The organism is Haloferax marinisediminis (genome assembly GCF_009674585.1).
Classification (GTDB): domain Archaea; phylum Halobacteriota; class Halobacteria; order Halobacteriales; family Haloferacaceae; genus Haloferax; species Haloferax marinisediminis.
In genome coordinates this window covers 1334698-1361021 of sequence record NZ_WKJP01000001.1, presented here as the reverse complement: position 1 = coordinate 1361021, position 26324 = coordinate 1334698, and the positions used below count along the sequence as shown (strand labels likewise).

27 protein-coding genes are annotated in these 26324 nt (G+C 57.4%); 8 read left to right on the top strand and 19 right to left on the bottom strand.

Annotated features, from left to right (window positions below):
- Nucleotides 1-406: 406 nt before the first annotated feature.
- Nucleotides 407-3229, bottom strand: coding sequence for a DUF7827 domain-containing protein (locus GJR98_RS07000; RefSeq protein ID WP_151136813.1), 2823 nt, complete (start codon nt 3227-3229; stop codon nt 407-409).
- An 832-nt stretch (nt 3230-4061) separates the two neighbouring features.
- On the opposite strand from GJR98_RS07000, the gene GJR98_RS06995 reads away from it, so the two are divergent.
- The 5 genes from GJR98_RS06995 (at nt 4062) to GJR98_RS06985 (ending at nt 7414) form a co-directional block, all read left to right on the top strand.
- Nucleotides 4062-4502 carry a type IV pilin gene (locus GJR98_RS06995; RefSeq protein WP_151136811.1) on the top strand — a complete coding sequence of 147 codons (441 nt, stop codon included), beginning with the start codon at nt 4062-4064 and terminating at the stop codon, nt 4500-4502.
- Nucleotides 4503-5096 carry a type IV pilin gene (locus GJR98_RS06990; RefSeq protein WP_151136809.1) on the top strand — a complete coding sequence of 198 codons (594 nt, stop codon included), beginning with the start codon at nt 4503-4505 and terminating at the stop codon, nt 5094-5096.
- A gap of 239 nt (nt 5097-5335) precedes the next feature.
- Nucleotides 5336-5569: a DUF7563 family protein gene (locus tag GJR98_RS17650; protein WP_151135001.1), complete on the top strand. Its 234-nt coding sequence runs from the start codon at nt 5336-5338 to the stop codon at nt 5567-5569.
- Nucleotides 5566-5694 (top strand): hypothetical protein, encoded by a 129-nt coding sequence (locus GJR98_RS17815; RefSeq protein WP_255518392.1) that lies wholly within the window; start codon nt 5566-5568, stop codon nt 5692-5694. Before GJR98_RS17650 ends, GJR98_RS17815 begins: the two co-directional genes overlap by 4 nt.
- A gap of 88 nt (nt 5695-5782) precedes the next feature.
- Complete coding sequence (locus tag GJR98_RS06985; RefSeq protein WP_151135002.1) at nt 5783-7414, top strand: helix-turn-helix transcriptional regulator; 1632 nt, start codon at nt 5783-5785, stop codon at nt 7412-7414.
- 363 nt (nt 7415-7777) lie between these two features.
- On the opposite strand, the gene GJR98_RS06980 is transcribed toward GJR98_RS06985, so the two are convergent.
- The 9 genes from GJR98_RS06980 to GJR98_RS18050 all read right to left on the bottom strand — a co-directional run bounded on the left by GJR98_RS06980 (nt 7778) and on the right by GJR98_RS18050 (nt 15720).
- Complete coding sequence (locus GJR98_RS06980) at nt 7778-8914, bottom strand: hypothetical protein (protein ID WP_151135004.1); 1137 nt, start codon at nt 8912-8914, stop codon at nt 7778-7780.
- On the bottom strand, nt 8911-10005 hold the full coding sequence (locus GJR98_RS06975; RefSeq protein WP_151135006.1) for a hypothetical protein: 1095 nt from the start codon (nt 10003-10005) through the stop codon (nt 8911-8913). The genes GJR98_RS06980 and GJR98_RS06975 overlap by 4 nt, the downstream gene beginning before the upstream one ends.
- Before the next feature lie 91 nt (nt 10006-10096).
- The gene (locus GJR98_RS06970; RefSeq protein ID WP_151135008.1) at nt 10097-10627 is read right to left on the bottom strand and encodes a hypothetical protein; all 531 of its coding nucleotides are present in this window, start codon (nt 10625-10627) and stop codon (nt 10097-10099) included.
- 736 nt (nt 10628-11363) lie between these two features.
- Nucleotides 11364-12518, bottom strand: coding sequence for a hypothetical protein (locus GJR98_RS06960; RefSeq protein WP_151135012.1), 1155 nt, complete (start codon nt 12516-12518; stop codon nt 11364-11366).
- A complete protein-coding gene (locus GJR98_RS06955; protein ID WP_151135014.1) occupies nt 12515-13270 on the bottom strand; it encodes a hypothetical protein in 756 nt (251 codons plus the stop codon). The genes GJR98_RS06960 and GJR98_RS06955 overlap by 4 nt, the downstream gene beginning before the upstream one ends.
- On the bottom strand, nt 13270-13350 hold the full coding sequence (locus GJR98_RS17940) for a hypothetical protein (protein ID WP_323849381.1): 81 nt from the start codon (nt 13348-13350) through the stop codon (nt 13270-13272). Before GJR98_RS17940 ends, GJR98_RS06955 begins: the two co-directional genes overlap by 1 nt.
- On the bottom strand, nt 13317-13844 hold the full coding sequence (locus GJR98_RS06950; protein ID WP_225316378.1) for a hypothetical protein: 528 nt from the start codon (nt 13842-13844) through the stop codon (nt 13317-13319). The genes GJR98_RS17940 and GJR98_RS06950 overlap by 34 nt, the downstream gene beginning before the upstream one ends.
- 39 nt (nt 13845-13883) lie before the next feature.
- Nucleotides 13884-15284: a hypothetical protein gene (locus GJR98_RS06945; RefSeq protein ID WP_151135018.1), complete on the bottom strand. Its 1401-nt coding sequence runs from the start codon at nt 15282-15284 to the stop codon at nt 13884-13886.
- Nucleotides 15285-15432: 148 nt separating this feature from the next.
- Nucleotides 15433-15720 (bottom strand): PhiH1 repressor, encoded by a 288-nt coding sequence (locus tag GJR98_RS18050; protein WP_394349859.1) that lies wholly within the window; start codon nt 15718-15720, stop codon nt 15433-15435.
- Between the two features lie 392 nt (nt 15721-16112).
- On the opposite strand from GJR98_RS18050, the gene GJR98_RS06940 reads away from it, so the two are divergent.
- Nucleotides 16113-17144, top strand: coding sequence for a tyrosine-type recombinase/integrase (locus tag GJR98_RS06940; protein ID WP_151135022.1), 1032 nt, complete (start codon nt 16113-16115; stop codon nt 17142-17144).
- A 76-nt stretch (nt 17145-17220) separates the two neighbouring features.
- A complete protein-coding gene (locus GJR98_RS06935; RefSeq protein ID WP_151136807.1) occupies nt 17221-17685 on the top strand; it encodes a type IV pilin in 465 nt (154 codons plus the stop codon).
- A gap of 54 nt (nt 17686-17739) precedes the next feature.
- Here the strand turns inward: GJR98_RS06935 and GJR98_RS06930 are convergent, their stop codons facing one another.
- From GJR98_RS06930 to GJR98_RS06915, 4 genes are all read right to left on the bottom strand, one after another.
- Nucleotides 17740-17928 (bottom strand): hypothetical protein, encoded by a 189-nt coding sequence (locus GJR98_RS06930; RefSeq protein ID WP_151136805.1) that lies wholly within the window; start codon nt 17926-17928, stop codon nt 17740-17742.
- Nucleotides 17929-17977: 49 nt separating this feature from the next.
- Nucleotides 17978-18544 carry a DUF1684 domain-containing protein gene (locus GJR98_RS06925; RefSeq protein WP_151136803.1) on the bottom strand — a complete coding sequence of 189 codons (567 nt, stop codon included), beginning with the start codon at nt 18542-18544 and terminating at the stop codon, nt 17978-17980.
- Nucleotides 18545-18592: 48 nt separating this feature from the next.
- Nucleotides 18593-19576 carry an aldo/keto reductase gene (locus GJR98_RS06920; protein ID WP_151136801.1) on the bottom strand — a complete coding sequence of 328 codons (984 nt, stop codon included), beginning with the start codon at nt 19574-19576 and terminating at the stop codon, nt 18593-18595.
- Between the two features lie 131 nt (nt 19577-19707).
- A complete protein-coding gene (locus GJR98_RS06915; RefSeq protein WP_151136799.1) occupies nt 19708-19974 on the bottom strand; it encodes a hypothetical protein in 267 nt (88 codons plus the stop codon).
- A gap of 423 nt (nt 19975-20397) precedes the next feature.
- Between GJR98_RS06915 and GJR98_RS06910 the strand changes: the two genes are divergently transcribed.
- Nucleotides 20398-20679 (top strand): transcriptional regulator, encoded by a 282-nt coding sequence (locus GJR98_RS06910; protein WP_151136797.1) that lies wholly within the window; start codon nt 20398-20400, stop codon nt 20677-20679.
- 14 nt (nt 20680-20693) lie between these two features.
- Here GJR98_RS06910 and GJR98_RS06905 read toward each other — a convergent pair whose 3' ends face one another.
- From GJR98_RS06905 to GJR98_RS06885, 5 genes are all read right to left on the bottom strand, one after another.
- Entirely contained in the window at nt 20694-21629 is a 936-nt protein-coding gene (locus GJR98_RS06905) for a DMT family transporter (RefSeq protein ID WP_151139397.1), read from the bottom strand.
- A 123-nt stretch (nt 21630-21752) separates the two neighbouring features.
- Nucleotides 21753-23084: an ABC transporter ATP-binding protein gene (locus tag GJR98_RS06900; RefSeq protein WP_151136795.1), complete on the bottom strand. Its 1332-nt coding sequence runs from the start codon at nt 23082-23084 to the stop codon at nt 21753-21755.
- On the bottom strand, nt 23077-24243 hold the full coding sequence (locus GJR98_RS06895; RefSeq protein WP_151136793.1) for an ABC transporter ATP-binding protein: 1167 nt from the start codon (nt 24241-24243) through the stop codon (nt 23077-23079). Before GJR98_RS06895 ends, GJR98_RS06900 begins: the two co-directional genes overlap by 8 nt.
- A gap of 1 nt (nt 24244) precedes the next feature.
- Nucleotides 24245-25309, bottom strand: coding sequence for an ABC transporter permease (locus tag GJR98_RS06890; RefSeq protein ID WP_151136791.1), 1065 nt, complete (start codon nt 25307-25309; stop codon nt 24245-24247).
- A gap of 16 nt (nt 25310-25325) precedes the next feature.
- Nucleotides 25326-26324 (bottom strand): ABC transporter permease, encoded by a 999-nt coding sequence (locus GJR98_RS06885; RefSeq protein ID WP_151136789.1) that lies wholly within the window; start codon nt 26322-26324, stop codon nt 25326-25328.

The following is a 26324-nucleotide window of genomic DNA, read 5'->3' as shown; positions in this document are numbered from 1 at the left end:
CAGCGAGTTGGTGTCTCTGCTCACACGTCAGTCTCGTCACTCCAAACACATCGAGGCAGAACACTGGCTGTCAGCGTGGTGGGTGGCGGCGTAGTCAGCGCGTGTTACTGACGCGCCGGTGCTGACGTTTGGGAGTTCGACAGCAGAAACAGACGCGTATGTTCACTATGTCGCCACGTCGTTCCCGTGGGTTCGTCCACGGTGTCGTCTGCCTGTGACTGTCGTCGTCGCCAGCAGAGCTGACCGACATACGATGCACTCACTCGTGGCTCTTGGGAGACAGTGCGTCACGAAGACGCTCGCTGTCCACGAGGTACACTGACAGGCGAGAGCGCTGTCGCTCACCGGACAGCGTCGAAAGAATGGAAAGGGGGCCGGGAACGTCCCGGTAGTTAGTTAGCGGTCGTTAGTCGCGACGGATTGCGAGGAGCGCAGCGGCGACGAGGGCCACGAGGGCGACGATGACACCGAAGCCAGGCGTCTGGGATTCCGTGGCGGTCTCCTCAGTCGTCTGGGCTTCCGTGGTAGTCTCCTCTTCAGTCGTGGTTGCCTCAGTCGTCGTCTCTTCGGTGGTCTCCTCAGTTGTCGTCTCTTCGGTGGTCTCCTCGGTCGTCGTTTCCTCTTCGCCGACGGATTCGACGACGTTGCCGTCGATGTCTTCGACATCGTCAGCAGCGCCACCTTCGACGTCGACCGTGAAGGTGTCACCGAGGTTCTGCTCGCTGAAGTCGAACGAAGCGTCCCACGTGCCGTTCTCGGACACGAAGACCGTCGCCGTCTTCAGGAAGCGTGGCTGGGTGTCACCGGCCGAGCGGATGCGGACGGTGATTTCCGTACCAGGTGCGGTGGTCGACGTACCGGAGATGACCTGATCTTCGGCGTTCGTGACGTTGATCGGGTCAGCGTCGGTGTCGTGTTCACCTTCGACGTTCTCGTAGGCCGTCTGTGCGGAGGAGTCGTCGTCAACGAGCGCAACAGCGTCGTTGAGCGTGTCTTCCTTCATCGTGAAGTTGACGTCCCACGCGTCGTCGTCTTCCGGTGCTGCGGACGTGGTGTCCTCATCGTCGACGATACCGTTGTCGTTCTCGTCACGGACCGCAGTGACGTCTTCAGAGTCGAAGACAACGAAGTAGGTGTCGTTGTCGCTGTCAGCGAGCACCGAGGTGGTGCTGTCGCCGGACAGGTTGAGGATCTTGGGGTCGCGGTTCGGGCCAGGTGCGGTCTGGTTGACCGTGAGCACGTAGACCTGATCTTCGTAGGAACCGTTGAAGAACTTCTGCGTGATGGTCTCGTCGCCCTGAGCGTCGAGCGTACCTTCGAGGCCGCCCGCCGTGATCTGGAGAACGACCTTGTCACCGAACGCGACACTGTCGGTCTGCGTCAGGTTGCCGTCCTCGATTGCCTCAGTGACGTCGTCGATGTCACCGACGCTCTCGGACTGCGGAAGCGTCCAGACGTTGACGGATTCGACGCCACCCTCTTCGAGGACGAGGGTTGCGACGTTCTCTGCGTTAGCAGAGGAGTCCTTACCGGCCGTAACTTCGAGGTCGTAGTCACCGGCGTCGATGAGGTCGGACGTAGCCTGCGTGACTCCAGAGGAGCTCGCAGAGTCTTCCGTCACAGTCACGACGTCGTCGTCGCTGTCGTCAACGTCGAAGACCTGGTTGACGGTCGTCGAGCTGTCGCCGCTGAGCGTCGACTTCGAGGTGTCGAACAGGACGATGACTTCGCCGTCGTCGTTACCGTCTTCGACGGTGACGTTAGCGGTGTAACCCTGGTCTGCCGTACCGATGGTGACGGTCGCGAAGTCCGTACTATCGAGGGTCACAGGGATCGCCACGACGTCACCACGCTGGTCGGTGACGACGTTCTCGGCGAAGTTGGTCTGACCTTCTTCGGCTTCTCGGACGGTGACCGTGTCAGAGACGACGGTGACGCCGGAGGCCTGGTCGACGACTTCGAGCGTGTAGTCGCCACCATCGAGGTCTTCTTCTTGTACGTCGATTTCGAAGTCGTACTCACCCTGGCCGTTCGTGGTGGCCGAGATTGGGAGGTTGTCGGTTTCGACTTCGTCGTCATCTTCGTCGATGACGCGAACTTCGATGTCACGGCCGCCCGCGTTGGCGGAGACCGTTCCTTCGATGACTTCTTCGTCAGTGACGTTCAGGTCGTCGACAGTGACGTCGAGGCCGAGGTCACGGACCTGAACCTTACCTGCTGCGGTGCCAGCGATGGAGACGTTGTAGCGCTCCGTCTGGCGGGTGGTCGTGTTGAACACGAAGACTTCGGAGCTCGAACCGGTGGAACCGGCGCGGAAGAAGCCTTCATCTCCGTCCTGACTCTCGTCAGATTCGATCTGGATGTTGGTGTCGACATCGCCGTTCGTCAGCACGACGTTCTCGCCCTGGTAGGCGTTCGTGGTGCTGTCAGCGTTACTGGTGTCGACCGTGACGGTCGCGACGTCGACGGTGATGTTACCGTCGCTGTCGAGACCTTCGTCGAGGGCGTTACCGGACGTGTCAGTGACACCTTCGATCTTGACTTCGATGTCGCCAGTGTAGATGTCGGTCGTCTGGATGAGGACCTGACCGTTTGCGTTGTTCTCGATGACGCCTGCAGAGTCGACAACAGTGCTGGTGACGTCAGTCTCGTCCTGGTAGACCGTGAAGGTCGCACCAGAGAGGTCGACTTCCTCGCTGAACGAGAGTTCGAGGACGTCGCCGTTGTCAGTCGACGTGAAGTGCGTCGCGGAGAAGATCTCCGGGCCTTCAGCCGTCTGGACGGTGAGACCATTGTCGATCTCGGTGTCGGAGGACGGGTCAGCAGAGTTGGCTGCAGCGAGCGAGTCAGCCTCGATGGCGTTGACGTCGTAGGTACCATCCGAGACGTCGCTCACGTCGATGTCGCCGACGTCAACGGTGGAACCGTCCGAACTCGTAGCGGACGCGTTAGGTTCGCCCGTGTTGAGGACACCGTTGTTGTTGATGTCGACCCAAACGTAGACGTTTGCGCCGTCGTCTGTTGCTCCGTCAGTAACCGATGCGGAGACTGTTGTACTTCCGGATGCCGATTTTTCGACAGTAACCGCGGTACCTGCCGTGGTACCGTTGAGGCTAATGTCAGAAGCATCGGCGGCAGCACTACCCGAAAGCGCGACGGTCCCGGCGAAAACCGAGAAGACCATCAGCGCAGCGAGAAGTACTGCACGAATTTGCTTATTGCGTGTCATTGTTGTTTTGATGGGTGTTGCAGTCGGGGACATCGTTTTCGTCGACCCTCGGACGTAACCTAGCCGGGGATGAACCCGGGCCGAGGCGAGGTACTCACAGATGCCTCCATGGGCAGGGGTACAGTTGGACATGTTGACCTTTCGCGGTAAATACTTTGTGTGATTGAAAGCTCCCGAAACGGTAACAATCGTGAGCGAGAAGCCCTGAAAACCGAATGTAGCCCACAAAGCATTTATGTGGTGAATGATTCAATATAAAGCGCGTGCGCACGCAACCTTGGGTAGGAACGACGTCCCCGATTCGTCGGGGACAAACCCGTTCTCGACGACACTGACTTCTGAGCGCCCGCGCTGCCACTCGACCGGGGTGTGACTCGACAGAGCGAGTCGGACTACGTTCGCCAGCCGCCGTCGGTCTCCTGATTTCTATCGACGTTCTCCACTTGCTCCCTCGCGCGTGGGCAGGCGAAAGACACTGTACTGGCTCAACAATGACAGACTCGACACAACTTCGACGCGTTCTACCGACGGCGATTCTCCCTCGAAATACGTCATTTCATTCACACATGTCAGACAGAAAACCAGTTGTCAAAAAATCGAACTGATTTCCACCACTTAAACTCCATATAAACAGTATATTAAACGTGAATTTTTAGGGCGTAATACCCCGTTAATTTGGCAGCCACATTTAAGTAACCCGAGAGTAACCAATCGATTAGACACACCGCGACGGAATTCCGGGCAGGGAGCGAGGGCACATCCCCTCCACGTGCGACATCGAGCGCACCAGTGAGTCCGGCATCAACCTCACCGTCCGGGTGTCGGACAACCAATGCAACTCAAAAACCTCTTCACAGAAGACCGTGCAGTCAGTCCAGTCATCGGGGTCATCCTGATGGTTGCAATCACCGTCATCTTGGCGGCCGTCATCGGGACCTTCGTCCTCGGTCTCGGTGACCAAGTGAGCGAGACCGCGCCGCAGGCGAGCTTTAGTTTCAGTTACGACCAGGATGCCAATACTAACGGGGAAGTCACTATCACTCACGAAAGTGGTGAAGGTATCAGCACTTCGCTTATCTCAGTTGAAGGAGATAATGTCCCAACTACTGCAGCCTTCTCAGACAGTGACTCGAACAGTAAAGTGAATGCGGGCGAATCCGCTGTATTCGAACCCGATGCAGCACTCAGCAGCGGCGATACGATTCGAATCATCTGGTCGTCCGAAAGTGGCAGCACCTCGTCCACGCTCCAGAAGTGGACCTACAACGGATAAATGAACTTCAAGGAACTCCTCGCTGACAACGACGCTGTGTCTCCAGTCATCGGGGTAATCCTGATGGTTGCCATCACGGTCATCCTCGCGGCCGTTATCGGGACGTTCGTCCTCGGTCTCGGTGACCAAGTCGGCAACACGGTTCCGCAGGCGAGTTTCAGCTTCGACCTCACCGACAACGATCAGTCGGCAACTGATAACCCAGATTCCCTCTCGATTACGCACGAGTCCGGGACTGAAATCAACCCAGAGCAGTTGACGTTCGCAGTTTCCGGTGCTACCGCAGATGACGCTGACGAATCAGCCTCCGCGACGCTGGCAATTGATGGAGTATCCGGGGCAACGTCGTGGAATGACCTGTCGCCAAATGACGTGAGCGCAGGAAGCACAGTCACTCTAGACGGAAATGACTTCCAATACGACCTTGACGGTGATGGTAGTTTTGCAGCAACCGGTGCTAACAACGACAACAGCGGGGTTGACAGCGATGCTGAAGCACTCAACTTGAGCGGAGCAACTGTCCGCCTCGTTTGGGCCGACGGATCCGGCGAATCGTCCGCCACGCTCCAGAAGTGGTCCGCCCCTGACGCCTAAGCAGTAACGACCCTTCCGTCACCCGTTTTCTTCGTCGTCTGACGCCCCGATAGTTTTAGGTTCAAATGTCGTGACTGTTCAACAGAACACACAGTCAGAAATTATGAAATTCACTGACCTACTCACAGACGACGACGCAGTATCGCCGGTTATTGGGGTTATCCGGGCGGTCCCATACCCATTAAGGGGAATTCGGCTTATTTTGCCGGTTTTAACAGCCAACAGCGGTGGTTGGCGTGATGCTCCTCTCCCTCGAGGCCCAGCCTCGTGAGTGTGAGTATTGCGGGTCGCACGTCACCCACAACTTCTGTCGCGTCTACGGCGATTCTGAGGACCGCGTACACCGATGCCGAGAGTGCGACACCGCCGTTCGGATTCAGCGAGGGTCTGCAGCCGGCCGTGACGTTCCAACGCCGGACCCGCAAGAGTCACCCGGTCGTCACGGTGGGCAGCCAGAGAGGTGGTCGAAGTGACGCCTGTCGACTTCGTCCGCGCCTCGAAGCTCTACCACGTCGAGAGTCAGACGGCCGTTCGTCACCCTGCTCTCGACGCGACTGACGCCGACGTTCGTCGAGCGGTCGGAGGTGACACGGCGTGACCGTCGAGTGTCCAACCTGCGGCCACGACAGCGAAAAGCTGCATCGTTGCGAGCGGTGCGGCCGTGACCTCGTCGGAGATGACCGCCAATGAGCCACGTAGCCTCTGCACCCCACGAGACTCGTGGCAACCTACTGTACACGGAGTACGAAGACTCGCCCTACTGGGCCGTCCGCCAGCTGTACAACCACATCGACGGCGGTGCGAAAGGAATCGAGGTAGAAATACCACGCTACGACGCGCCGGGAACAGAGGTTTGGACGGTTTCACTCGGGTTCCACGAGTCCGGGCTGTCTCCCTCGAAACGTGATACCGTCAACTCGCTCCTCGAGTACGACATCAACGCCTACGGTGAGGGACAGCGAAAACTCCCGATTATCATTCAACCCCGACTCGGATGGGACGACGAGAACCGGCCAAACAGCGTTCCTGCGAACCTTGGCCGTTCGACCAACGTCAAACTGAACAACACGGTCAACGTCGAACTTGACGAGATTCCCCATCTCATTCGCGAGATATTACGTGCCGTCTGTGAGAGAGTCGGCTTTGACTGGTCTCGTCGGTACTTCACAGAGACACCTCACGAGTATTCGACCATCACCCAGCACGAGCGGTACATCCGCATCCTTCGGGACATGGCGAAGAAACTCGTCCACAGCGACGGGGTTTTCATGAAACTCTTCATGCTCGTCGCAGACCTGGAGGGGTCGCACGTCGTCTACGATTCGAACAACGAGAAGGTTGTTGGCTACAACCACCAACTCCGATTCGACCGCAAGGCCATCGAGGAGATTTCGAAGAATAGCCGTCATCGACCACGCGGGATGCAGCTCAAGCACTACCATCCCGAGCACGTGCGCAAGAAGTCGGGTGACGACCCACTGTACCACCCGAAGCTCGGTGCGCTCTACAAGAAGAATCTGAACCAAGACCAATCGGTTCGGTGGACCGACCGCCACGACCTCGTCGACGACCTGGAAGAGAAAATGATGAACGTGCTCGAGTGGGCCGGCATTCCAACGAATCCGGGGTCATGGTTCGTCGAAGACGACCACTTCGTTCCCGGAGAATCCGACCGGCGGATTGCGTTCTGGGACGACCCGACGCCGGAAATTGAGGCGTCGCAGGAGTCGGTTATCATCCGGACGCTCCAGGAGCTGGAAGACTCTGACCGCGACGTCCTCGAATACGTCGCCATGGCCGACGGGGGAACTGTCGACGGGGCAGCCGAAGAGACCGGGTGGTCCGAAGCGACCGTCTACCGCGTCCTTCAGCGACTCAGCGGCCTCCTCGACTGCGACAATCGTGTTGTCTCGTGGGTCTCCTCGAAGATGTCCCAACAGGTCCGCGAAATCGTCTCTGTCACCGAGGACGTCGTCGAGTCCAACGCACGACTCATCGAGAATGTCCTCTCTGTCGACCCACGTGACCTGGAACGCTCCGGCCGTGCTCTGCAGAACTGGCTCAATCGATACGGTGCTGAAGTCGTCCAGGGGATGGACGATCGCTCGAAGCGCGTGAAGATTCGCGTTCGGTCGATTCTAACCGAATCGAAGAACAGCACTGCGAAAGGCGAGTACCTACCCGACGTGATCGACGCAGGCTACTCCGCGTGGTGTGACGCCGGCCTCGACGCCGGTCGGTTCTACAACGCCATCATCGAATTCGACCAGGCGTACGGTCCAAAACAGTCCGCAATCGCGAGTCAGCACCTCAGATAGAGCGGCCCTCGTGAGTGGCAACACTACTCGTCGTCTCTTTCTTTTATATACTACACCTTGGTTTTCGCCCGGACCCGTGTTTCGGGTGGACCCTTCGACACCTGTGAGCGACGGCATCGCGCCGGTTCCGCGGCAGGTCGGTCGCACTGCGTGCGACCATCCCCTTAGCGAGTGTGACTAACGTCACAACTTTCAAAAAATAACCCTCCGGCTGTGTAGCTCCAGTTGACGCAGTCGAAAGGGGAGGGGCGAAGGGTTGCATGAAGAATTCGGAAGTTGATGCTTGAGTAACTTCCACGCTCGCTGATTACGCAGTGTGAAGCAGCAACAACCGAACCTATTCGACGCAGGAATGGAATTTGATTAGTCGTCGAACTCGTCCAGACTCGATTCTTTCCGGACGAACTCTTCGCGGGCTCTTTGATAGGCCAATTTTCCTGTCTCCTCGGGAACCATCCCATCAAAGAATTTGTCCTTCACCATGTCTTTGATCTCACCTGGGTCTTCTGACTCCCACATTATCCTAAAGTCACGCTCTTTAACCACGTCTGCGTCTGAATCCTTTATCATACCATAGTTCAGAGCGATCTCCAACAGTTCATCTATCCGCGAATCAACAACGCGGTCTATGTTCCGGCGGTTGGTCCCCAGATGGATTTTGGATTTGAATGTCCGCTCAAACTCTCGTTTTCTAAATTCCTTTGGTTCATCAACCGAGCCCATATTGTTTAAGTAGAGTTGGAGCAGCACTTCGCCGAGAGGAAACACTGGGTGACTGGTTAGGTGGAATCGAATATCGTCGTTCTCAGCAAGTGTTGGGTCGATTCCGTCCTCTCCTAATCTCCTCAAATTTGGATTTTCAACGTGGCCATCGTGGTATTTTATCGTCTTATCTTCCTCGTCTGCTTCAGGAGGCATTTCGGCCTCGATTAATTTCCAAACAGCATACTCGTCGGGATCTGTAGCAATCTTCATCACTTCCATGTCTGCATCGACAAGATCGATTGCTCGAGTGAACGTGAGATACTGAACTGACTGAATTGAAAGGTCTGAACACTGAATGTGTCTTTTTATTTTATCACGCCGTGACCCGGACTCGAGCAGGTCTTTGGTCGTGTTAATTTCATCAACCCAGTGTTGGTATTCCTCGCCACCTACATTACAAGAAACAAAACAGAGATGAACACCACTAGGTTGTTTTTTCGCTAGAAGTAACTCTGCTCCAGAGTCACCAAATTCACGAAGAGGGTTTATGATCGTTGTCTCAAATCCACTATCACTCCCCATTGCAGCGTCCTTAGGGGAAAACGCATTCACGATATCCCGGAAGAGGTTGTACTCTTGCTTACTTGTTGACTGAAAAGTCGTGACATAGCTTTTCCTTGCTCTCTCTTCGTCGATGCTGTCGTATTTTTTAGTGAATAACCGCTCAAAGGAGCGTTTGTCTCCTTTCCCCAGTTCAGCAAAATACCCGTCGTCGTATGGTTTTGGGTCCTTCATGCGACTTTCTTCGGGGTACATTCTGAGTCGAAGTGGTCACTCAAAAAGTTGAATATCCGAAGAGACTGGTCAATGTCAGTCAACTCTCTCGGGAACACCCGAACTTGGTTTCCTTTACTCTTGAGAGTGGTTCTCTCGTTAGTAGTTTCATCAATTAACTCTGCTTGGAAGGATTTGAATTCGGGGTACGCAGTATATTCTGAAACGCTGAATTCCCAAAAGTCGGTATCCATATGCGATTCGAAGTTCTCCAGGTTTTCCGCACTGATACCATCAGCAACCTCAACGGCCCAAGGAGTACTCACAGAGAACTTATCTTCTCCGAAGAATGCACTGTCTGCTTTTCCGTAGTGCCCAGTATTCGCGTACTTTTTCATCTCCTTGACACGTTCAACTTCTTTATTGAACTGCAGCCACAGTTCTTGGAGGCTACCATTGACGTGTACGAACGTACCGTCTGTTTTTATTTTGAATTTGAATTCGTTGGGCTTCTCAAAAACCATTATCTGAGGTAAAATCCCGTAATTATACCTCATCTCACGGTAGGTGTCCAGTCCATCGATAGCACGATACTGAATCGATCGTTCAGTTTCAGGACGACGTCGAGCGCTTATTTTCGAATCAGCAGAGCGTCTCGCACTGAAATATGGGACTAATATATTTTCGTGGTTTGCCACGATATCCTTCCGCAACTCGTCCAGCTCACGCTTGGAAAGCATTAGACGACCCAGGTGAGGCGTTTCGATCAGAAACTTTGAGATGGTGGGTGGAATTTGGTCCGTTTTGTTTGCGTTTGTAATGAACAGAGGAACATGGTCATCGAGGTAGACATAGCTGTAGACCGGTTCTTCATCAACTGTACTGTGTAGTAGATGGAGATCGCCGGACGAGTTAAGGATGCTAAAGCTAGACTGCACAAAGCCTAGGAACTCGTCCTTTCCGCCAGCCAGATTGTTAACTGCGCCAATTATGTTAAATTGGCCAGAGGCTTGCTCATTCTGATAAAGATAGTCAATATATTTAATGAGCGCAGCCTGGTCATCGAAGGACTCATCAATTATATCTAAGAAGTCCGACGACTGCTCAGGCATTAGACACCTCTTAGAGATGATTGCCCACTCTGGCGCTCAATACTTCTCATACCACATGATATGTATAGAGTCCGAATAGTTTTTCGGATATTCATCCTTCAACGAACTTACTTCGAGATACAATTTCAGCGCGAGTCTCTTCTAACTCACCAATATTGTCATACAGGTCCTCTTGTACAGTATCAGGGATCTCCTCAGACACATTCTCTGATTCACTAATCCGTTGGATTACGCCCTTGTATTTGGTCACTTTTGAGTAGAAATCCACCGCGTTCTCTAACTCAGACCCACGGAAAACCCCGCCTAATAGTCCGATATTTACTGCACTGGCTTCATACACCGTTGTCGGGATTGAGTCGGGAGAAGGCATATCATCAGGTTGTAATTGACGACCTGGAGGACGTTTGCTTAACCGCGCCATTTGATTAGCACAATCAGTAATTCCGGTCATTTGGCCGACTTCGGTGAGAAGGGCCCGCTTCAGCTTTTTTCTCTCCCAAACTTGCCTAGCAGAGTACACTAAGAATGCAGATACGAAGGACGCGGCAACTCCGATGATAGTAGAATCCGGTAGACTTGCAGAAGAGCTAGACTGAGCAACGATAGTTGGGAGCGTAACCATACTTATTGATATTCCTGATTCTTTTAAAATCTGAATGGTAATACCCGGCCAGTAACTACGGGTTCATCTCACCTTCAGTCTCAATCGACCTATGGAATGTCTCCAAGAAAAATCAAGAGCTAGGTAATTCAGATTCAATCTATCGACTAATGAGTAATCTATTCCATGGTTAAACAAAGATCCGCCGTGGATGGATTTTCACTTGCTCTGAGTTACGATGTCCACCTGAGCCGTAGAACCGCAGCCGCAGCGACGAGGCTTCGACAGAGCGCATATTTCGAACCCGAATTCCACCACCTCCAGCACCACCAGTAGCAGAGTAGAGCACGAACACGTACAAGCCACCTTCTCGCCGGAGTCGAGCATGGTAGTCCTCGAAAACCCGGAAACGACCGATTTTCCCGCTTCTCCGATTCACCATTGCAGCTTTGATTTCAACGGGGCGGCCGTCGTCGGTCTCAGCGTCCTGCCAAGATGAGTGCGCAGAGACAAGACCGTATCTCTGCCGAGCAGCACGCTCAGCGAGTGCACCGTAGTGGGCTGCTTTCTTACTCCGATTCGTCATGACCTTTGACCCACGACGTCTTCGCGCCGATCACCTCGAGGACAGAGAGCAAAATTCCGGTTCCACGGGGGACGGGCAACCACCGGGGTGCCGCCAATCGGCGCCACTGTGTAAGTAAGTATGCGACCACGGGGGGTGTGTGGTGGTGGTGATGGTCCAGAGTCGCTGTCGTCATGCGCTTTCTCCTTCTGGGGCCGCCACGAGGTCTCGATGTTGTCCCTTCTGCCACTCTCGGACTCTGTCGCCAACCCACGAGGTCGAGTATGGAACGAGGTATTCGGTGTCTTGGCTGTTCTCCTTGCCGATATCGGCGTAACTCATACCGTCGTCATCCCACGGACGGGCAGCACGGATTGCTGTCGAGATAGCTTCCTTCCGCCTCGCATCGTCGGCAGTCTCGACGTCCTCCTGGTCGTCGTCAGTCTCGTCCTCGAGGTCGACTGCGAACGAGGAAGCTTCGTGTTCGTCGTATCGTTCGGCAGTGTCGGTGATACCCTTGTACTCGGCTACTTCCTCGAATTTATCCGTCGTGCCAGTGGATTCGAGGATTTTCACGCGGCCGGGGTCTGCGCGAGATGGCTTCTCGAAGATTGCAGAGTAAAGTCGTCGGAGGTCCTTCGCGGTGTCTGCGCGGGTATGGCCGACGATGAGAACCGAGCCACGTTTCGCGTACTTGTCGCCGGTTTCCTTCTTCCGGACGTACTTGAGCGCCTTGGCGAATCGGTCGGCAGACTGTGCCTCAGCACCGCGCGAAGTGAGCGACTGACTCCCTTCATCAATTATCGCGAGGACAGGGCCATCGAAGTTCGCCATCTCGTCGAGCATCTCCCGAGCACCCGAGATGTGAGTTCCGCCGTTCCACTTGATGTTCGTGACCACCTTCCCGCCAGTGACGGCTTTCCAGATCCGACCGATATCGAGCGTCATCGCGGTCTTCCCCGAACCCGGTGGACCGAGTACGGCACCGATTGCTCCCTCGTCGGTGAGCATCCGGGCCATTCGGGTGAGCCCCTCATCGCCGTCTTTCGTCCTATCGACGAGACCAACCATCCCTTGTAACTGCGAGACGTTTCCGAACTCGTAGGCCGTGTTTATCGAGCGCGTCGAGGAGGACGAGATGATGATTTCGGCCATTCGAGTATCGAGGAAGTCACCCGCGCGGTCGGCCCAGAGTGAGCAGTAGTGGTTGAGGAGGTCGAGCGTGTGAGCGTCGTCGACGAGTCCGGCGAACCGGCGAACGTACTCAGGCCTCTTGTCTCCGAGCTCACCTCGGAGATAGGTTCGTCCCTGTGCGGCGGCATACTGGTCGTTTTTGCTATTGCTCATGGGCTTCCTCCGTCGTTGAGCATCGGGTCAACGGGCTCGAGGGCATCGCCGTCACCTTCGAACACCAGGTCCATTCCGGCGAGGTCGTCCTCGATATCGTCGCTGGCGTCGTCCGACGAGAGTCGGTCCGGTAAGAGGTCGTCCGGCAGCGTCTCGGCAATCACTTCGTCGATAGTCTGGCCACCCATGTTCGGTGCGAGGTGTCCCTCGAGGGCGGCGTTCTGTGCAGCCGCGCGTTGACGGTCAAGTATCCGCACTATCGAGATGAGGTTGTTCCGGATGTGCTGGCCGCGTCGGGCCTCCGGCTCGAGGTAGTTCATCATCTCGTTGATGATGTTGAGCGCCTCGTCGATGTCGTGGTGGCCGACGATGTGTGAATGTGGCCGCATCCCGCGCCACGTACCAACTGCGAGGTTTCGCTCGTCGTCGTAGTGGTAACACTCGTAGGCTTCGCCCTTGCTCTCAGTGAGAGGGTTGAGGCTTCCTGCCGCGACTTCCATCTCAGCAAATTGGTCCTCAGAGAGTTCCCAGTGCTCTACCTTCTCGTCGTTACCACCGTCGATGACGGCGAGCGAGACGGTCGGCGGGTCGGGTATGAGGTCGTCGATCTTCCCACTCGCGACGAGTGCCGCGATGCCTGCGATAACGAACATCCCGACTGCGAGCGGCGTCCACTGCGGGAGTGCCACGTCGCCAGCGTAGACGGCCACGGCACCGATTCCGCCGAGTTTGAGGGCATCGTCGCGCTTCATTAGAGCAACCTCTCTGCGGTCATCTCCTTGTCTTCGCGCTTCTTCTTCACGTACCGGAACGTCCCGGCGGCGGTGACGATTGCAGCACCACCGACGAGCGCGTTCGCGGTTCCCCACTTGACGGGGGGTTCCCAGCTCGTACCGCATCACTTCGGAGCGCGACGATTCCGTCAGCGTTGCTCGAAGAGATAGTCACTGCGCTGGCTCCGTTGAAGTCCTCGGCGTTGAATTTCACCGTCGTCATTCCAGGGGTCAAGGTCAAGCGACGCATCCGGGCTTTCCCTGCCGCTTCGCCTTCTCCCTCCGAGAGAATTCGCGAGAGTTTCCCGGCGTCGGTGATGGCAACGCGGGTCGGAACGTCGACGTCGAACGTGACGTAGAACGTCCCGTTGTCGAACCGCCAGTTCGTGATACTAGTCGTTTCGGAGAGTTCGATCGTTCGGTCTACTTCTGGCGTCGAGGGCGCGGGCGTCTCCGTCGTGTTTTCGTTCGATTGCGCGGCGACGGTGCCGGCGAGTGCGGGCGTTGCGACTGCGGTCATGATGAGTATGAGTGTGAATATGATTCGGCGCATGGTCGTGGTCCGAAAGGGGAGGTTGGTTAGTTGGCTGTGCTAGCCCTTGATGACGGCAAGGAGCAGAACGACGATCGCACCCGCGATAATCGCCTTATCTTCGGTGCCGACCCCACCGCCGAGGTCAAGGCTGCCACTGCTTGATTTGGCTTCTTCGTACTCGTCGCGGACGGTTTGGAGTCGGTCTAACTCCTCTTGAAGATTCGAGGCGTTCGTTTCCTCGTAGACGTATTCCTGTGGTACTGTGGTGGTCACCGATTCGCCTGTGTCGGTGTTCGTCGCACTCGTGAGAGTGAATTCAGTACCCTCCTGTCCAACGTCGATGATGCCGGACGAGTTGTTATTCTGGTAGGCAAAATACAGCGTTCCGTTGTAGTCAGTGACGTTGTATGTCGTGTTAGTATCCCACCCGGCGGATGCGTCACTGCCGGTATAGAACAGCGTACCCTCATAGGTCGACGTGTTCGTTCCGTTCGTGATTTCGATGGTGTGGGAAACGTTCAGGTCCCCAGATGCACCCATCGCGGCAAGTTGCATTGCCGCGTATGAGTAGTATCCAGTGGAATTGTACTCGGTGGATGCTTGGCTCGCAATGAGCGTCGGGTCCAGTTGTGCTACTTCGGTCGAGTTGAATTCACTACCGTTGTACTGGGAATAGAACGACGTTGCATATACGTCGATGTTCGACTTTACCTGAGTCGATTGATTCCCGAGGTCCGTGTAGGTCTGTTCGTATGGGTCAGACTCAAACACTGCCTGATAAGAACCAGTTGGCGGCTTCGTTTCGACCCAGAAGTCCGTTTCTGCGGGGTCTGTATCGAATTGTAGAGTGTAGCCGGACGTGTCTTTCAGATAGATGGACGTGGCGTAAATCACCGTCCCATTTTCCAGCAAGACGCTACTAACTGTCGGGTCGCCTTGTTGTTCATCGAGGCGGTATAGGTCGCTTGGGACCGTTGCCGAGCCACTGTCGTAGACGTGGCGCATCTCCACGCTCGTCTGGTTCCCGAGGTAGAATATTTGCGCAGCACGTTGGTTGTAGTCTTGAACGAGGTTGTACTGAATGTTCGAATAGTACTCTTCGACGGTCGCGTTCGCCGCGGCGGTCGCGTTCGCTTCGGTGGACCCGTTTTGTAGTTCGTTGATGAGGGTGAGCTTCGCCTTCATGAAGGCCACCGAACGGGTGTCTTGCATGAAGTTGTTAGTCGTCGTCAAGTACGAATTCTGACCCTCGTGGATACCCACAGCGGTTGCGTGGGCATCGGTTGCGGAGACGTTGGCGTAGTCTATTTCTTGCCCAGTGAGCCAACGGCAGCCGGTGTCGGTGCCGACTAGCGTGTTCCACGCCGCGCCTAAGAGTGAGTCTGTTAGGTCGCAGTCTTCGGACCACTCGGCAGAAGCGTCACCGACAGGTGAGGCACCCGGAAGGGCACCACTCATTGCGGCGGTCGTGACGAGCACCCCAACGAGTGCGAGGGTGCCGGTCTGTCTCGCCTTGACCTTGACCCCCAGTCGTTCTCAAGAAGATACTCCAGAATTCTATCGTCCCAAATCGTCATCCAGTCACCTGATTTCCTGACCATGAAATCTACGCAGATGCAGTGCCCTCTCCACCGTTCTCTCCGTCCAATTCCTCTGCGTTGAGTTCTCCCTCTAAGTATTCCTCGCCGATTGGAGTGATGACGTAGACACCATTTCCGAGATGTTGCAACATTCCTTTGTCTTTCAGACGTCGTAGTCGACGCGAAATCTGAGACCGAGAGACCTGAAAATAGCCAGATTTGTCCAACTCACCGGGACTGGCAGAGCCATTCTCGTCAATATATTCAAGAATCCGGTCGTCCCAGATGGTCATCCACGATGCGGATTTCCTCATTCTCTGTGAATATTTGCGTAGGTCACTACTATTGCTACTGTATGTGGTATTAGTGCAGACATATGTATTCAATGCACCGACCACAACATTTATGCAAAAATAACGAATATGAACGAGTACGGAACCACGTGAGATACCGTCGGCTCGAGATGATATTTGTAGGCCCTGAGTGCGGTGAGACCAGCACCGCACCCGGGAAGGTTCCGTCATATAACCATGACGGATGCCACCAAAGCGGGTGTTAACACCCGCATAGTCACCAATGCGGCACAGTTTGATAAGGGCGATGGGTACCCATGTGCGATCTGCCGTGTTCGCGCTGCAATCGGTATCGACGCTAAAACTCGTCTGAGCGTCTGCCGGAAGTGCGCCGGCCGGGAGGTCGAATAAGCATGGACCGACCTTCAGAACTCAAACCCCGCGAGGCAGTTCGCCGGTACCTTGACCGCCGTGGGACGGAACTCTCGTCATCGTCCATCAAGACCTACAAGTACCGCCTGAAGCTCTGGGTCGAGTGGTGCGAGGACCGGAATATCGAGCGCGTCTCTGACCTGAACGGGTGGACGTTCGAGCAGTTCGAGGCGTTCCGCGCCGGTCAGGACATCGCTTCACCAACGCTCCACAGCGAGATGGAGACACTGCTCGGGTTCGTCGAGTATCTCGAACGCATCGAGGCTGTTGACGACGGTCTCTCGAAGAAGGTCCACGTGCCGAGCGTGCCGATGTCGGAACGGTCGCGGGATACGATGTTGGTTCCTGAGGACGCGCTTCGATTGCTTCGGTTCTATCGGTCTCACAGTAGCGTCCGTGGAACTCGGTTCCACGCTGTTCTTGAGCTGGCGTGGCACACTGGAGCACGTCTTGGTGCTCTTCGTGGTCTCGATCTTCGTGACTACTATCCCGACGAGCAGTATGTCGAGTTCGTCCACCGGCCGGAGTCCGAGACGCCATTGAAGAATCAGATGAACGGTGAGCGCACGGTCTCGCTCTTGCCGGAGGTCGTCGAATCGCTGAACACCTACATCAAGAAGTTCCGACCGGATGGTCACGACGACTTCGGTCGCTCACCGTTGTTCGTCACACACCACGGGACTCGTATCTCGAAGAACGGCTTTCGGGGGTGGATGTATCAGGCGACGCAACCGTGCGTTGCTGGTCCGTGTCCGCACGAATACGAGAAAAATTCCTGCGAATTTGCGGGGTCATACACTCAGGGAAGCAAGTGTCCGTCTTCTCGAGCACCACACCACGTTCGGACGGGGTCAATTACGTGGCACAGAGACCGCGGGTTCCCTCCTGAGGTGACGGCAGAACGCGTGAATGCGTCTCAGGACGTTATTGAACAGCATTACGACAAAGCGTCCCAGCGCGAGCGGATGGAACTTCGTCGCCGTCCTCACCTGGACAAACTTCGGATTGAGTGAGCCATGAGTAGGTACATCTCGGTTCAACCGATAGAGGTAGTGGAGAGTCGGCTACTGATGGGTAATTGCACGCCTGATGGTCGCAATTACGGTCATCCTCGCAGCCGTTATCGGGACGTTCGTCCTCGGTCTCGGTGACCAAGTTGGCAACACGGCTCCACAGGCGAGTTTCGCCTTCGACTACACGAATAACTCGGCAGATGAAAGTAACTCGATTGATGGTGACGTCCTCAAAATCACTCACGAGAGTGGTGACCAGATTCCGAGTGGTCAGCTTTCGGTCTCAATCAGCAGTGCGAAAACCGGCGCTGGTGGTTCAGTAACTGTTACAGACAGCCAGCCAGTTATTCCTGACCCCATGAGTGCCGGCAAGACAATCACAATCGATGACACCACGTTCGACGAAACTGGTGACGGATCTTCAGAACAGAACCCCGCTAATGACATCAGCCTCGCCGGCGCAACCGTCCGCATCGTCTGGTCCGACGAATCCGGGTCCACCTCGGCGACGCTCCAGAAGTGGTCTGGACCGGAAGCGTAAAATCCGCTAAAACCCGATTTCTTTAGACACTGATACCTGCGACGAGCCTCGGCCTTAGACCGGACGTCCGTCTTCGGACGTGCCGACGAGCCACGTCCCGTAGGTGAGCGCCGCCGCGCCGAGAACGAGAGCGTACGACGTTACTTGTGCGGCGTTCGGAAGCAGCGCGGGGAGCATTGCGAGCGTGCCGACGACCATCAGCGCCATTCCAATAAGCGCGTTGCGCGAACTGAACAGTCCCATATGATTGCGTATCCGGAACAAGAGGATATGGAACTTGCGCTTTTCGTCGCTACGGCGACTCGTACTTCTTCTCGCCCGCGGGGACGACGACGCTCAGCCAGTTCTCTTCGGGTGGCAGTGGGCAGTCGAACGTGTCGGTGAACGCGCAGAACGGGTTGTACGCGATGTTGAAGTCCACGACGATGTCGTCGAGCTCCGAAAGCGGGACGTCCGGCGTGAGTTCCATGTACCGACCGCCGTCGTACGTCTGCTGGCCGGTGGTCTTGTCGCGGAAGGGGACGAACAGCGTCGGCGAGTCGTCGTGTTCCTGCTGGTACGCACCGAGTTCGAGGTCGGTGTCGCGCAGTTCGAAGTGGAACGTCGCGACGCGAAGATACCGGACTTCGCGCCCCGCAGTGGTGTCCATCACGACGGGCTCCGGGTCGGCGTGCGTCTCGACAGTCGCCGACACCCGGAAGTCCGGGTCCGGGTCGAAGTAGTCCAGTCCGTCGAATGCCTCGCGCTCTGCCGGTGGAACCGGTGACTGAGGGTGGGAGTCGAAGAAGTCGTCTTTCTCACGCCGCTTTTCGCGAAGTTCGGCCACGTATTTCTCGGGGTCGAACGCGTCGTCGGTCATGGGCGGAGATACCGGCCGCTGACACCTACACCTGACGGTTTGGAACGTCTACACCGAGAGGTGGCGCTTCGCGGCCGAGAGACGCTCGAACTGGTCGGCCGAGAGGTCGACGCCGGCGGCGACGAGGTTCTCTTCGAGTTGGTCGACGGTCCGCGCGCCGATGATGGGAGCGGTGATCTGCGGGTGGTGCATCAGCCACGAGAGACTGACCTGTGCGGGCGACGCACCGACTTCCTCGGCGACGGTTTCGACGGCGTCGAGTGCGTCGAAGTTCGCTGTGGTGAGGTACGAGTCGGCGAATCGTTGGTCGTTCGCCGCGCGAGAGTCCGCCGGTGGCGACTCACCGCGAGCGTACTTGCCGGTGAGGAACCCACCGGCGAGTGGCGACCACGGGATGACGCCGATGTCGTAGTCGTCGCACATCTCGAGATAGTTCCCTTCGACCTCGCGGTTGACGACGTTGTACCGAGGCTGGGCGATTCTAAACGGTTCGTAGCCACGGCGGTCGGCGAGTTCGTTCGCCTTGACGACCTTCCAGGCGTTCGGTTCGAGCGTGGACGTCCCGAGATAGTTCACCTTTCCGTCGCGAACGAACTGGTCGAGCGTGCGCATGAACTCGTCGACGGGGGTGTCGTCGTCCCAGCGGTGGATGTAGAGGAGGTCGACGTAGTCGGTCCCGAGTCGGTCGAGGATACGGTCGATTTGCCGGCGCAGATGCTTTCGGTTGAGACCGTGCCCGTTGGCGTCCTCGCGAGTCGGCCAGAATATCTTCGATGCGATGACGAAGTCTTCTCGATCGCGATTCGCGAGCCAGTCACCGATGTACGACTCACTCGCACCGTCACCGTACATGTCGGCGGTGTCGATGAAGTTCCCGCCCGCGTCGGCGTAGGCGTCGAGCAGTCGGTGCGCCTGTGCAGCGTCGACTTCGACCTCGCCTGTGTCGTTCTGTCGGCCGAATCGCCACGTTCCGAACGCGATTTCCGATACGCTCGTGCCGGTTCGTCCCAACGGGACCATCTCGAGCGACATACTCGACTCGACGACTGGGTCGTGGTAAAGAATCTCGATTCACCCGCGACTATCGGAATTAATTGGAGAATACGTACTGCGTAAAACGTCAAAAAATGACTCTGCGCGAAGGAGGGTCGAGTCGCGCGAGTTTACGAACGGGCGTAGTTGTGCCCGATTACGAGTGCGAGGGCGTTGAGCGCGACGAGCGCCACGAAGACGGTGAGTTCGCTCGCTTCGAGACCGCCGAACAGGAGTGGAACGTACAGAAACGGGAGGGCGACGGCGGCCCAAAAGCCAACGAATCGGAGTGGCGCCGCAACGAGTCTCACACCGGTCGGAAGTTGCTGTTCGTCTGCGACCATCTCCCGGAGTTCGGAGAGACGTTCGCGTGGGAGGTTGGTTGATGAGTTTGACATAGCGGGGGGAACCTACATCCACTATATCAACTCGGGGGTCATAATTACGTGCGAGGATTCGCTTCGTTTCACCCTCATTTAGTCGAGATATTCTAATAAACGTGAAATTTCATTGCCTGTCTAGAGGCAATCTAATACTTTATAGAGTCTTCTAACTCTTTTATTCAGTGCTACCTTCTGTAATCTCGAACAGTATGAATTCTCTGAATATATGCGAAAAACGTGACGTTAGCAGAACACAAACCGGCGCACGTCGTCCAGTTTTGGGAGTCGATTAGGACGTTCCAAAATGCAGCACGTGAGGTGATTTTCGCGCTCGGTGTCGAGGCCAGATCACCACACATTAGACGGGCGTGAAACCCCGTCTGGTCTCCAACGGGCACTTCCCGTATCGATTTACTTCGTGAGCACGACTGACGAATCATGTCCGACCTCAACCGCGTTGCCAAACGTATGTACAACATCCACCCCAACGCGATGTACCTCGTCGTCGACGAGGACCTCGAGGGGCGGTTTACCCTCCAGAGCGCGGAGTTCTTCCAGACAGAGTTTCAAGCAGAGGGGAGTCGTGAGGGCGACGACGCGGCGTATCGGTTCGCGACGACCGAAGACAACGATGCCGTCATCGTCGGGAGACAGGCACCCGGAGAAGAGGGCTGGTCGATGGTCGGTGAAGTCACGTCTGTCGAGCGACTCGAAGCGTAGTCCGACCGCGACACTCAGTCGGTCGGCGTTGCGCTGTCGCCGAATCGGTGGCGGAGTTCACGCCGAATCGCCCCACGTTTCAGGAGGATGAACCCGAAGAAGATGAGCGCGAAGCCACCCGCAGTCGCGAGGTTCGGGACCTCGTTCAGGAAGACCCACCCGGAGAGTGCTGCGAAAATCGGGGCCACGTAGGATACGAGGTTGATTTCGATGGGGCCCAGTCGCTCCAGTAGGTCGAAGTAGATGAGAAAGCCGATTGCACTCGCCGCCACCGAGAGGTAGGCGAGTGCGAGGAGCGATTCCGTGTTCAACACGACGTCGGCGAACGACTCTCGGAGACCGACCGAGATGGCGTGCATCAACAGGGCGCCACCGAGCATCGACCACGCTTCCATCGTCTCGATCGGCATGTCAGACTCGATACGACGGGTGAGGACCGACCCGAGGGCGAACGCCGCGGCGGCACCGAAGATGAGGATTTTTGCGACGGTTCCGCCAGCGAGTAAGTTACTCGGGTCGAGTTCGGAGAGCACGGCGACACCGACGAGGCCGAGCAGCAACCCGACGACACCGAGCGGAGTCAGGCGCTCACTGGGGAGGAACACCCGTGCAAACCCGCTCGTGAGAACCGGGCTGAGACTCACGATGACGGCAGCAGCAGCGCTCGTGACCGCCGGGTCGGTCTCCCCGACGAACAGCAAGGCGTGGTACGCCGCGATGAGAAAGACCGCACCGATGGCTATCTCTGTCCACTCTGCTCGGCCGCGTGGGACTGGTGAGTCTGTGGCGTAGAACGCGTACACGAGCATGATCACTCCGGCGACGTCGTACCGGAGGGCAGCGAAGAGAACCGGCGGGAAGAACTCCAGCCCGGCCTTGATGGCCATGAACGCAGACCCCCAGACGGCGGCGAGGACGACGAAGAGTCCAAGGTTGCGGTACCGTGTCACAGCGGTGATGTGCTCGGTGGGTGCCTGAACGTTTCGATGCGGGGCGATTTCACCGGAATCCAGTCGGTCCACACAGCGTGCTCGGACGTGCGGAGTGGACGCAAAAAATTGACCGGCCGCGGTTCAGTCGTCTGCTTCGAGAGCAGCGCCTGCGTTCGTCTCGACGACCGTCACCTCGTCGGACCCCTCGAAGAGGTGGCACGCGGCGGGGTGTGGTGCGTCGCCGACGGCAGGTCGGCGCGTCTCACAGGGACTCTCGAAGCGACGACGAAGCGTCTCTTGGGCGCGTTCTTCGTCACCTTCTGCGAGCTGTCCGAGCGCCGTGTCGACGACGCCCGCCACCTCTCCGCGCAGTTCGGCATCGACGTGACGTGACCGTGCCACCTCGATGAACGCCTCTTCGTCGACGTGTTCGGGGTCGGCCTCCTCCCAGATGTGTTCTGGGTTGACGTCGCCGACGGCGAGCGCATCGCGGAAGTCCATCACTGCGCGATACGTCTCTTGGTCGATGTCGAGGTCCCCTGGCGGGATGACTTTTGGACAGCGAGTGCGGAAGCGGCATCCAGACGGTGGGTTCCGTGGGGACGGAACGTCACCGGAGAGTGCCTCGACACGACGGCCGTGTTCGGTGGTCGACGGCCGGGGGACACTGTCCAAGAGCGCCTGCGTGTACGGGTGTTTCGGAGACTCGAACAGTTCGTCGGTCGGTCCGAGTTCGACGATGTTCCCGAGGTACATCACCGCGACACGGTCACAGATGTGGCGCACGACAGAGAGGTCGTGGGCGATGAAGAGGTAGGTGAGACCGAAGTCGTCCTGCAGGTCGTCGAGGAGATTCAACACCTGCGCCTGCACGGAGACGTCGAGTGCGGACACCGGCTCGTCGAGAACGATGAAGTCGGGTTCGAGGGCGAGTGCACGAGCGATACCGATACGCTGGCGCTGCCCGCCGGAGAACTCGTGTGGGTAGCGGTCGAGTTGGTTCGCCGAGAGGCCGACGCGTTCCAGTAACTCACTGGCCTTGTCACGGCGCCACTCACGCTTCGACTGGTCGCCTGCCCCCTCTGGGATACCGTGAATCTTCAGCGGTTCGGCGACGATGTCGCCGATGGTCATCCGGGGGTCGAGACTCGAAAACGGGTCCTGGAAGACGATTTGTGCGTCCTTGCGGAACGCCTTGAGTTCGTCAGAGTCCATCTCGAAGACGTCCTGCCCGTCGAAACGAACCGAGCCACCGGTGGCCTCGCGGAGTCGGAGCAGTGTCTCACCAGTCGTGGACTTCCCACACCCGGACTCGCCGACGAGACCGAGCGTCTCACCGGGTTCGATGTCGAACGAGATGCCGTCGACTGCTTTGACACTCTTTCGCTCGCGTCCGAGGAGCGAGTCGATGAACGTGTCCTGTTCGAAGTAGTACTTCTGGAGGTCACGAACTTTGAGGAGTGGTTCAGTCATCGGCAGTCACCTCCGTTTCGATGGCGTCGTTCGGGTCGTACTCTCGTTCGGAGAGCACACACCGGACGCTGTGTCGTCCGTCGAGTTCGTACTCTGGGATGCGGGTCAGACAGTCGTTCATAGCTTTGGGACACCGGTCGGCGAAGTAACACGCGTTCGGCATCTCCGAGTCGAGGAGACTCGGGACGTTCCCCGTGATGGGTTCGAGACGGGTCGATGGGTCGTCCACGTCCGGAATCGAACCGAGAAGCCCCTGCGTGTACGGGTGGACCGGGTTGTCGAAGATGTCGCTGAGTGGTCCCCGCTCGACGATTTCACCGGCGTACATGACGCCGACGCGGTCGCACATCCGAGCGATGACGCCCAGGTCGTGCGTGATAATCAGGATGCTCATTCCCTGCTGTTCTTGCAGGTCACGGAGCAGGTTGAGAATCTGCGCCTGAATCGTCACGTCGAGCGCCGTCGTCGGTTCGTCGGCGACGAGGATGTCGGGTTCACCGGCGAGCGCCTGTGCGATCATCGCCCGCTGGAGCATCCCACCGGAGAACTGGTGGGGGTACTCGTGTGCACGGTCTTCTGGGTCGGGGATACCGACCTGTTCGAGGAGCTCGATTGCCCGTTCCATGCTCTCGTCGGAAACGTAGCTTTGGGAGGGGAGCAACGTGTCTGCGACGAGTTTCCCAAGTCCGTACCCCTGCGTCCGCGACCGAGTGGCTCGTGGGTTCGAGCGTGCTCGTCGTTGGACCTCTACCGCTTCGGCGATCTGCTCGCCGACCGTGATAGAGGGGTTGAAACTGCTCATCGGGTCCTGGAACACCATGCTGAACGACGGCCCACGGAGCGACCGGCGGACCCCTTTCGGAAGTCGCCGAATGTCCACGAGGTCACCGTCGACAGCGTCTGGATTCGACCCACGGAACTCGTCTGCGAGTTTCTCGTTTCGGTACCAGATTTCGCCGTCGGTCACGCGGCCGGGAGACTCGATGAGGTCGATAACCGACAGTGCGGTGACCGACTTTCCGGAGCCGGACTCACCGACGATGCCGAAAATCTCGCCGTCTTCGACGTCGAACGAGACGTGTTCGACGGCGTTGACCTGCCCTTCTTCGGTGAAAAAGCGGGTCGTCAGGTCGCGGACCTTGAGGATGGAGTCTGCCATCTTAGACACCTCCCTCCCCTTCGATACCGGGGTCGAGTGCGTCTCTGAGCCAGTCGCCGACGAGGTTCAGTCCGATGACTGTCACCACGATGGCGAGGCCGGGCATCGTCGAAATCCACCACGCGGTCGACTGGTACTGCCGACCGAGCGCGATGTCGAAGCCCCACGACACGTCGGCCCCGGAGAACCCGAGGAACGACAGCGCGGATTCGAGGAGGATAATCGCGGCCACCTGAATCGTCGCGAGGACGAGGATGGGCGTGATTGCGTTGGGGAGGACGTGCCGAAGCATCGTCCGTCCATCACTCGCACCGAGGGCGCGAGCGGCTTTCACGTACTCCTCTTCGCGAATCGAGAGCGCTTCACCGCGTGAGACGCGAGCGAACCACACCCAGTTGACGAGTGCGACGACGACGATGACCGTCCCGGGAAGGACGATTGTTTCGGGCATCCCTGTCGGTAACCCCACCGCAGAGCGGAACGCGGGTGCGATACCGCTCACGACGAACGGGTCGGGAATCGGTGCTTGTGCCTGTCCCCACACGCCCACGAGCGCGATCGCGAGGACGAGCGAGGGGAACGCGAGCATGATGTCCGCGCCGCGCATCAGCAGGTCGTCGACGCGTCCGCGGTAGAACCCTGCGGACAGACCGACGACGACGCCGATGAGTGCAGCAAGTGACGTTCCGAAGAGGCCGACGAGGATGGACGTTCTGGCCCCGTAGATGATACGAGAGAGGATGTCTCTCCCGTTCCCATCAGTTCCGAGGGGGTGTGCGAACGTCGCGTTCGTGTACACCGTCTGCTCTTCGGTGACAACTTGTCCGTTTTCGATGACGACGCTCCCGTTATCCATCTTCGTCACCTCCTTCGTCTCTTTGGTGCTGAACCCGATGGGGGGTTGGCGTGCGTCTTCGAGGTTTTGTGTGCCCGGGCTATACGGCGAGATAAATGGTGCGAAGATCGCCATCGCCACTATGAGGACGACGACAACGATGCCAATCTTTGCGAGTAGATTTCGCTGGAGTTCCCGGCGAAGGTTTCTGCGTGTTCGTTCCGATATCATCGATTAACGAGGTGGTTCAATCGTAGGCCACCTGTGGGTTGACGTAGGCGTACAGGGCATCTACGAGGATGTTTACGAGGACGAATCCAACCGCGACGATGATGAGCGACCCCTGAAGGACCGGCCAGTCACGTGCGTTGATACTGTTGATGATTAACGTCCCCAGTCCCGGCCACGCGAAGACGGCTTCCGTGATGACAGCCCCACCGATGAGGGTGCCGAGTTGGAGACCGATGACGGTGATAACCGGGATGAGTGTGTTTCGAAGCGCGTGCTTGTAGCGGACAAGAGTCTCGGGAAGCCCCTTCGCTCGCGACGCCCGAACGTACGTCTGACCCAATTGGTCGAGCATTCCGCTGCGAGTGAGGCGTGTGATGAGCGCGGTGAAGTAGGTTCCCAGCGTGATTGCGGGCAGTGTGATGTGCCACAACCACGTGGTGAACCCGTCGAATGCGGCGTCGAGGTTCCCGTTGGCGACGAGCAAGAGGATTCCATCGATACCGATGGGTCGCTGACTCGTCGGGAACAAGTTGAGCTGGACGGCGAGTATGAGGATGAGCATCACCCCCAGCCAGAAGTTCGGCGTACTGATGCCGAACAGCGAGAACACCGTCGCAGCGTAGTCGGCGGGTTGGTGCCGCCGCGTCGCTGAGACGACGCCCAACGGAATTGCGATGATGACTGCGACGATGGTCGCTGCAATCGCGAGTTCGAGCGTCGCCGGAACTTTCGTGATGACGCGGGCCGCGACCGGTGTTCGCGTCACGAGCGACAGGCCAAGGTCACCGAGCGGGATGCCCGAGATGAAATCCCAGTACTGTACGTACAGGGGTTCGTTCAACCCGAGCTCGGCGATAACCTGCGCTCTGACCTCCGGGTCGACGTCCGGGGGTAACAGGACGTTTGCAGGGTCACCTGGTGAGATGAACCGGAGCCCGAAGACCACGGTGATGACCCCCCAGATGACGAACAGACCCTGGAGCGAGCGTTTGATGAGGAACCTCGACAGTGACAT

What these genes read in the sequence shown, in the direction of transcription:
- GJR98_RS07000 (WP_151136813.1), bottom strand. Translation starts at nt 3,229, where the DNA reads ATGACACGCAATAAGCAAATTCGTGCAGTACTTCTCGCTGCGCTGATG.
- GJR98_RS06995 (WP_151136811.1), top strand. Translation starts at nt 4,062, where the DNA reads ATGCAACTCAAAAACCTCTTCACAGAAGACCGTGCAGTCAGTCCAGTC.
- GJR98_RS06990 (WP_151136809.1), top strand. Translation starts at nt 4,503, where the DNA reads ATGAACTTCAAGGAACTCCTCGCTGACAACGACGCTGTGTCTCCAGTC.
- GJR98_RS17650 (WP_151135001.1), top strand. Translation starts at nt 5,336, where the DNA reads ATGCTCCTCTCCCTCGAGGCCCAGCCTCGTGAGTGTGAGTATTGCGGG.
- GJR98_RS06985 (WP_151135002.1), top strand. Translation starts at nt 5,783, where the DNA reads ATGAGCCACGTAGCCTCTGCACCCCACGAGACTCGTGGCAACCTACTG.
- GJR98_RS06980 (WP_151135004.1), bottom strand. Translation starts at nt 8,914, where the DNA reads ATGAAGGACCCAAAACCATACGACGACGGGTATTTTGCTGAACTGGGG.
- GJR98_RS06975 (WP_151135006.1), bottom strand. Translation starts at nt 10,005, where the DNA reads ATGCCTGAGCAGTCGTCGGACTTCTTAGATATAATTGATGAGTCCTTC.
- GJR98_RS06970 (WP_151135008.1), bottom strand. Translation starts at nt 10,627, where the DNA reads ATGGTTACGCTCCCAACTATCGTTGCTCAGTCTAGCTCTTCTGCAAGT.
- GJR98_RS06960 (WP_151135012.1), bottom strand. Translation starts at nt 12,518, where the DNA reads ATGAGCAATAGCAAAAACGACCAGTATGCCGCCGCACAGGGACGAACC.
- GJR98_RS06955 (WP_151135014.1), bottom strand. Translation starts at nt 13,270, where the DNA reads ATGAAGCGCGACGATGCCCTCAAACTCGGCGGAATCGGTGCCGTGGCC.
- GJR98_RS06950 (WP_225316378.1), bottom strand. Translation starts at nt 13,844, where the DNA reads ATGCGCCGAATCATATTCACACTCATACTCATCATGACCGCAGTCGCA.
- GJR98_RS06945 (WP_151135018.1), bottom strand. Translation starts at nt 15,284, where the DNA reads ATGAGTGGTGCCCTTCCGGGTGCCTCACCTGTCGGTGACGCTTCTGCC.
- GJR98_RS18050 (WP_394349859.1), bottom strand. Translation starts at nt 15,720, where the DNA reads ATGAGGAAATCCGCATCGTGGATGACCATCTGGGACGACCGGATTCTT.
- GJR98_RS06940 (WP_151135022.1), top strand. Translation starts at nt 16,113, where the DNA reads ATGGACCGACCTTCAGAACTCAAACCCCGCGAGGCAGTTCGCCGGTAC.
- GJR98_RS06935 (WP_151136807.1), top strand. Translation starts at nt 17,221, where the DNA reads ATGGTCGCAATTACGGTCATCCTCGCAGCCGTTATCGGGACGTTCGTC.
- GJR98_RS06930 (WP_151136805.1), bottom strand. Translation starts at nt 17,928, where the DNA reads ATGGGACTGTTCAGTTCGCGCAACGCGCTTATTGGAATGGCGCTGATG.
- GJR98_RS06925 (WP_151136803.1), bottom strand. Translation starts at nt 18,544, where the DNA reads ATGACCGACGACGCGTTCGACCCCGAGAAATACGTGGCCGAACTTCGC.
- GJR98_RS06920 (WP_151136801.1), bottom strand. Translation starts at nt 19,576, where the DNA reads ATGTCGCTCGAGATGGTCCCGTTGGGACGAACCGGCACGAGCGTATCG.
- GJR98_RS06915 (WP_151136799.1), bottom strand. Translation starts at nt 19,974, where the DNA reads ATGTCAAACTCATCAACCAACCTCCCACGCGAACGTCTCTCCGAACTC.
- GJR98_RS06910 (WP_151136797.1), top strand. Translation starts at nt 20,398, where the DNA reads ATGTCCGACCTCAACCGCGTTGCCAAACGTATGTACAACATCCACCCC.
- GJR98_RS06900 (WP_151136795.1), bottom strand. Translation starts at nt 23,084, where the DNA reads ATGACTGAACCACTCCTCAAAGTTCGTGACCTCCAGAAGTACTACTTC.
- GJR98_RS06895 (WP_151136793.1), bottom strand. Translation starts at nt 24,243, where the DNA reads ATGGCAGACTCCATCCTCAAGGTCCGCGACCTGACGACCCGCTTTTTC.
- GJR98_RS06890 (WP_151136791.1), bottom strand. Translation starts at nt 25,309, where the DNA reads ATGATATCGGAACGAACACGCAGAAACCTTCGCCGGGAACTCCAGCGA.
- GJR98_RS06885 (WP_151136789.1), bottom strand. Translation starts at nt 26,324, where the DNA reads ATGTCACTGTCGAGGTTCCTCATCAAACGCTCGCTCCAGGGTCTGTTC.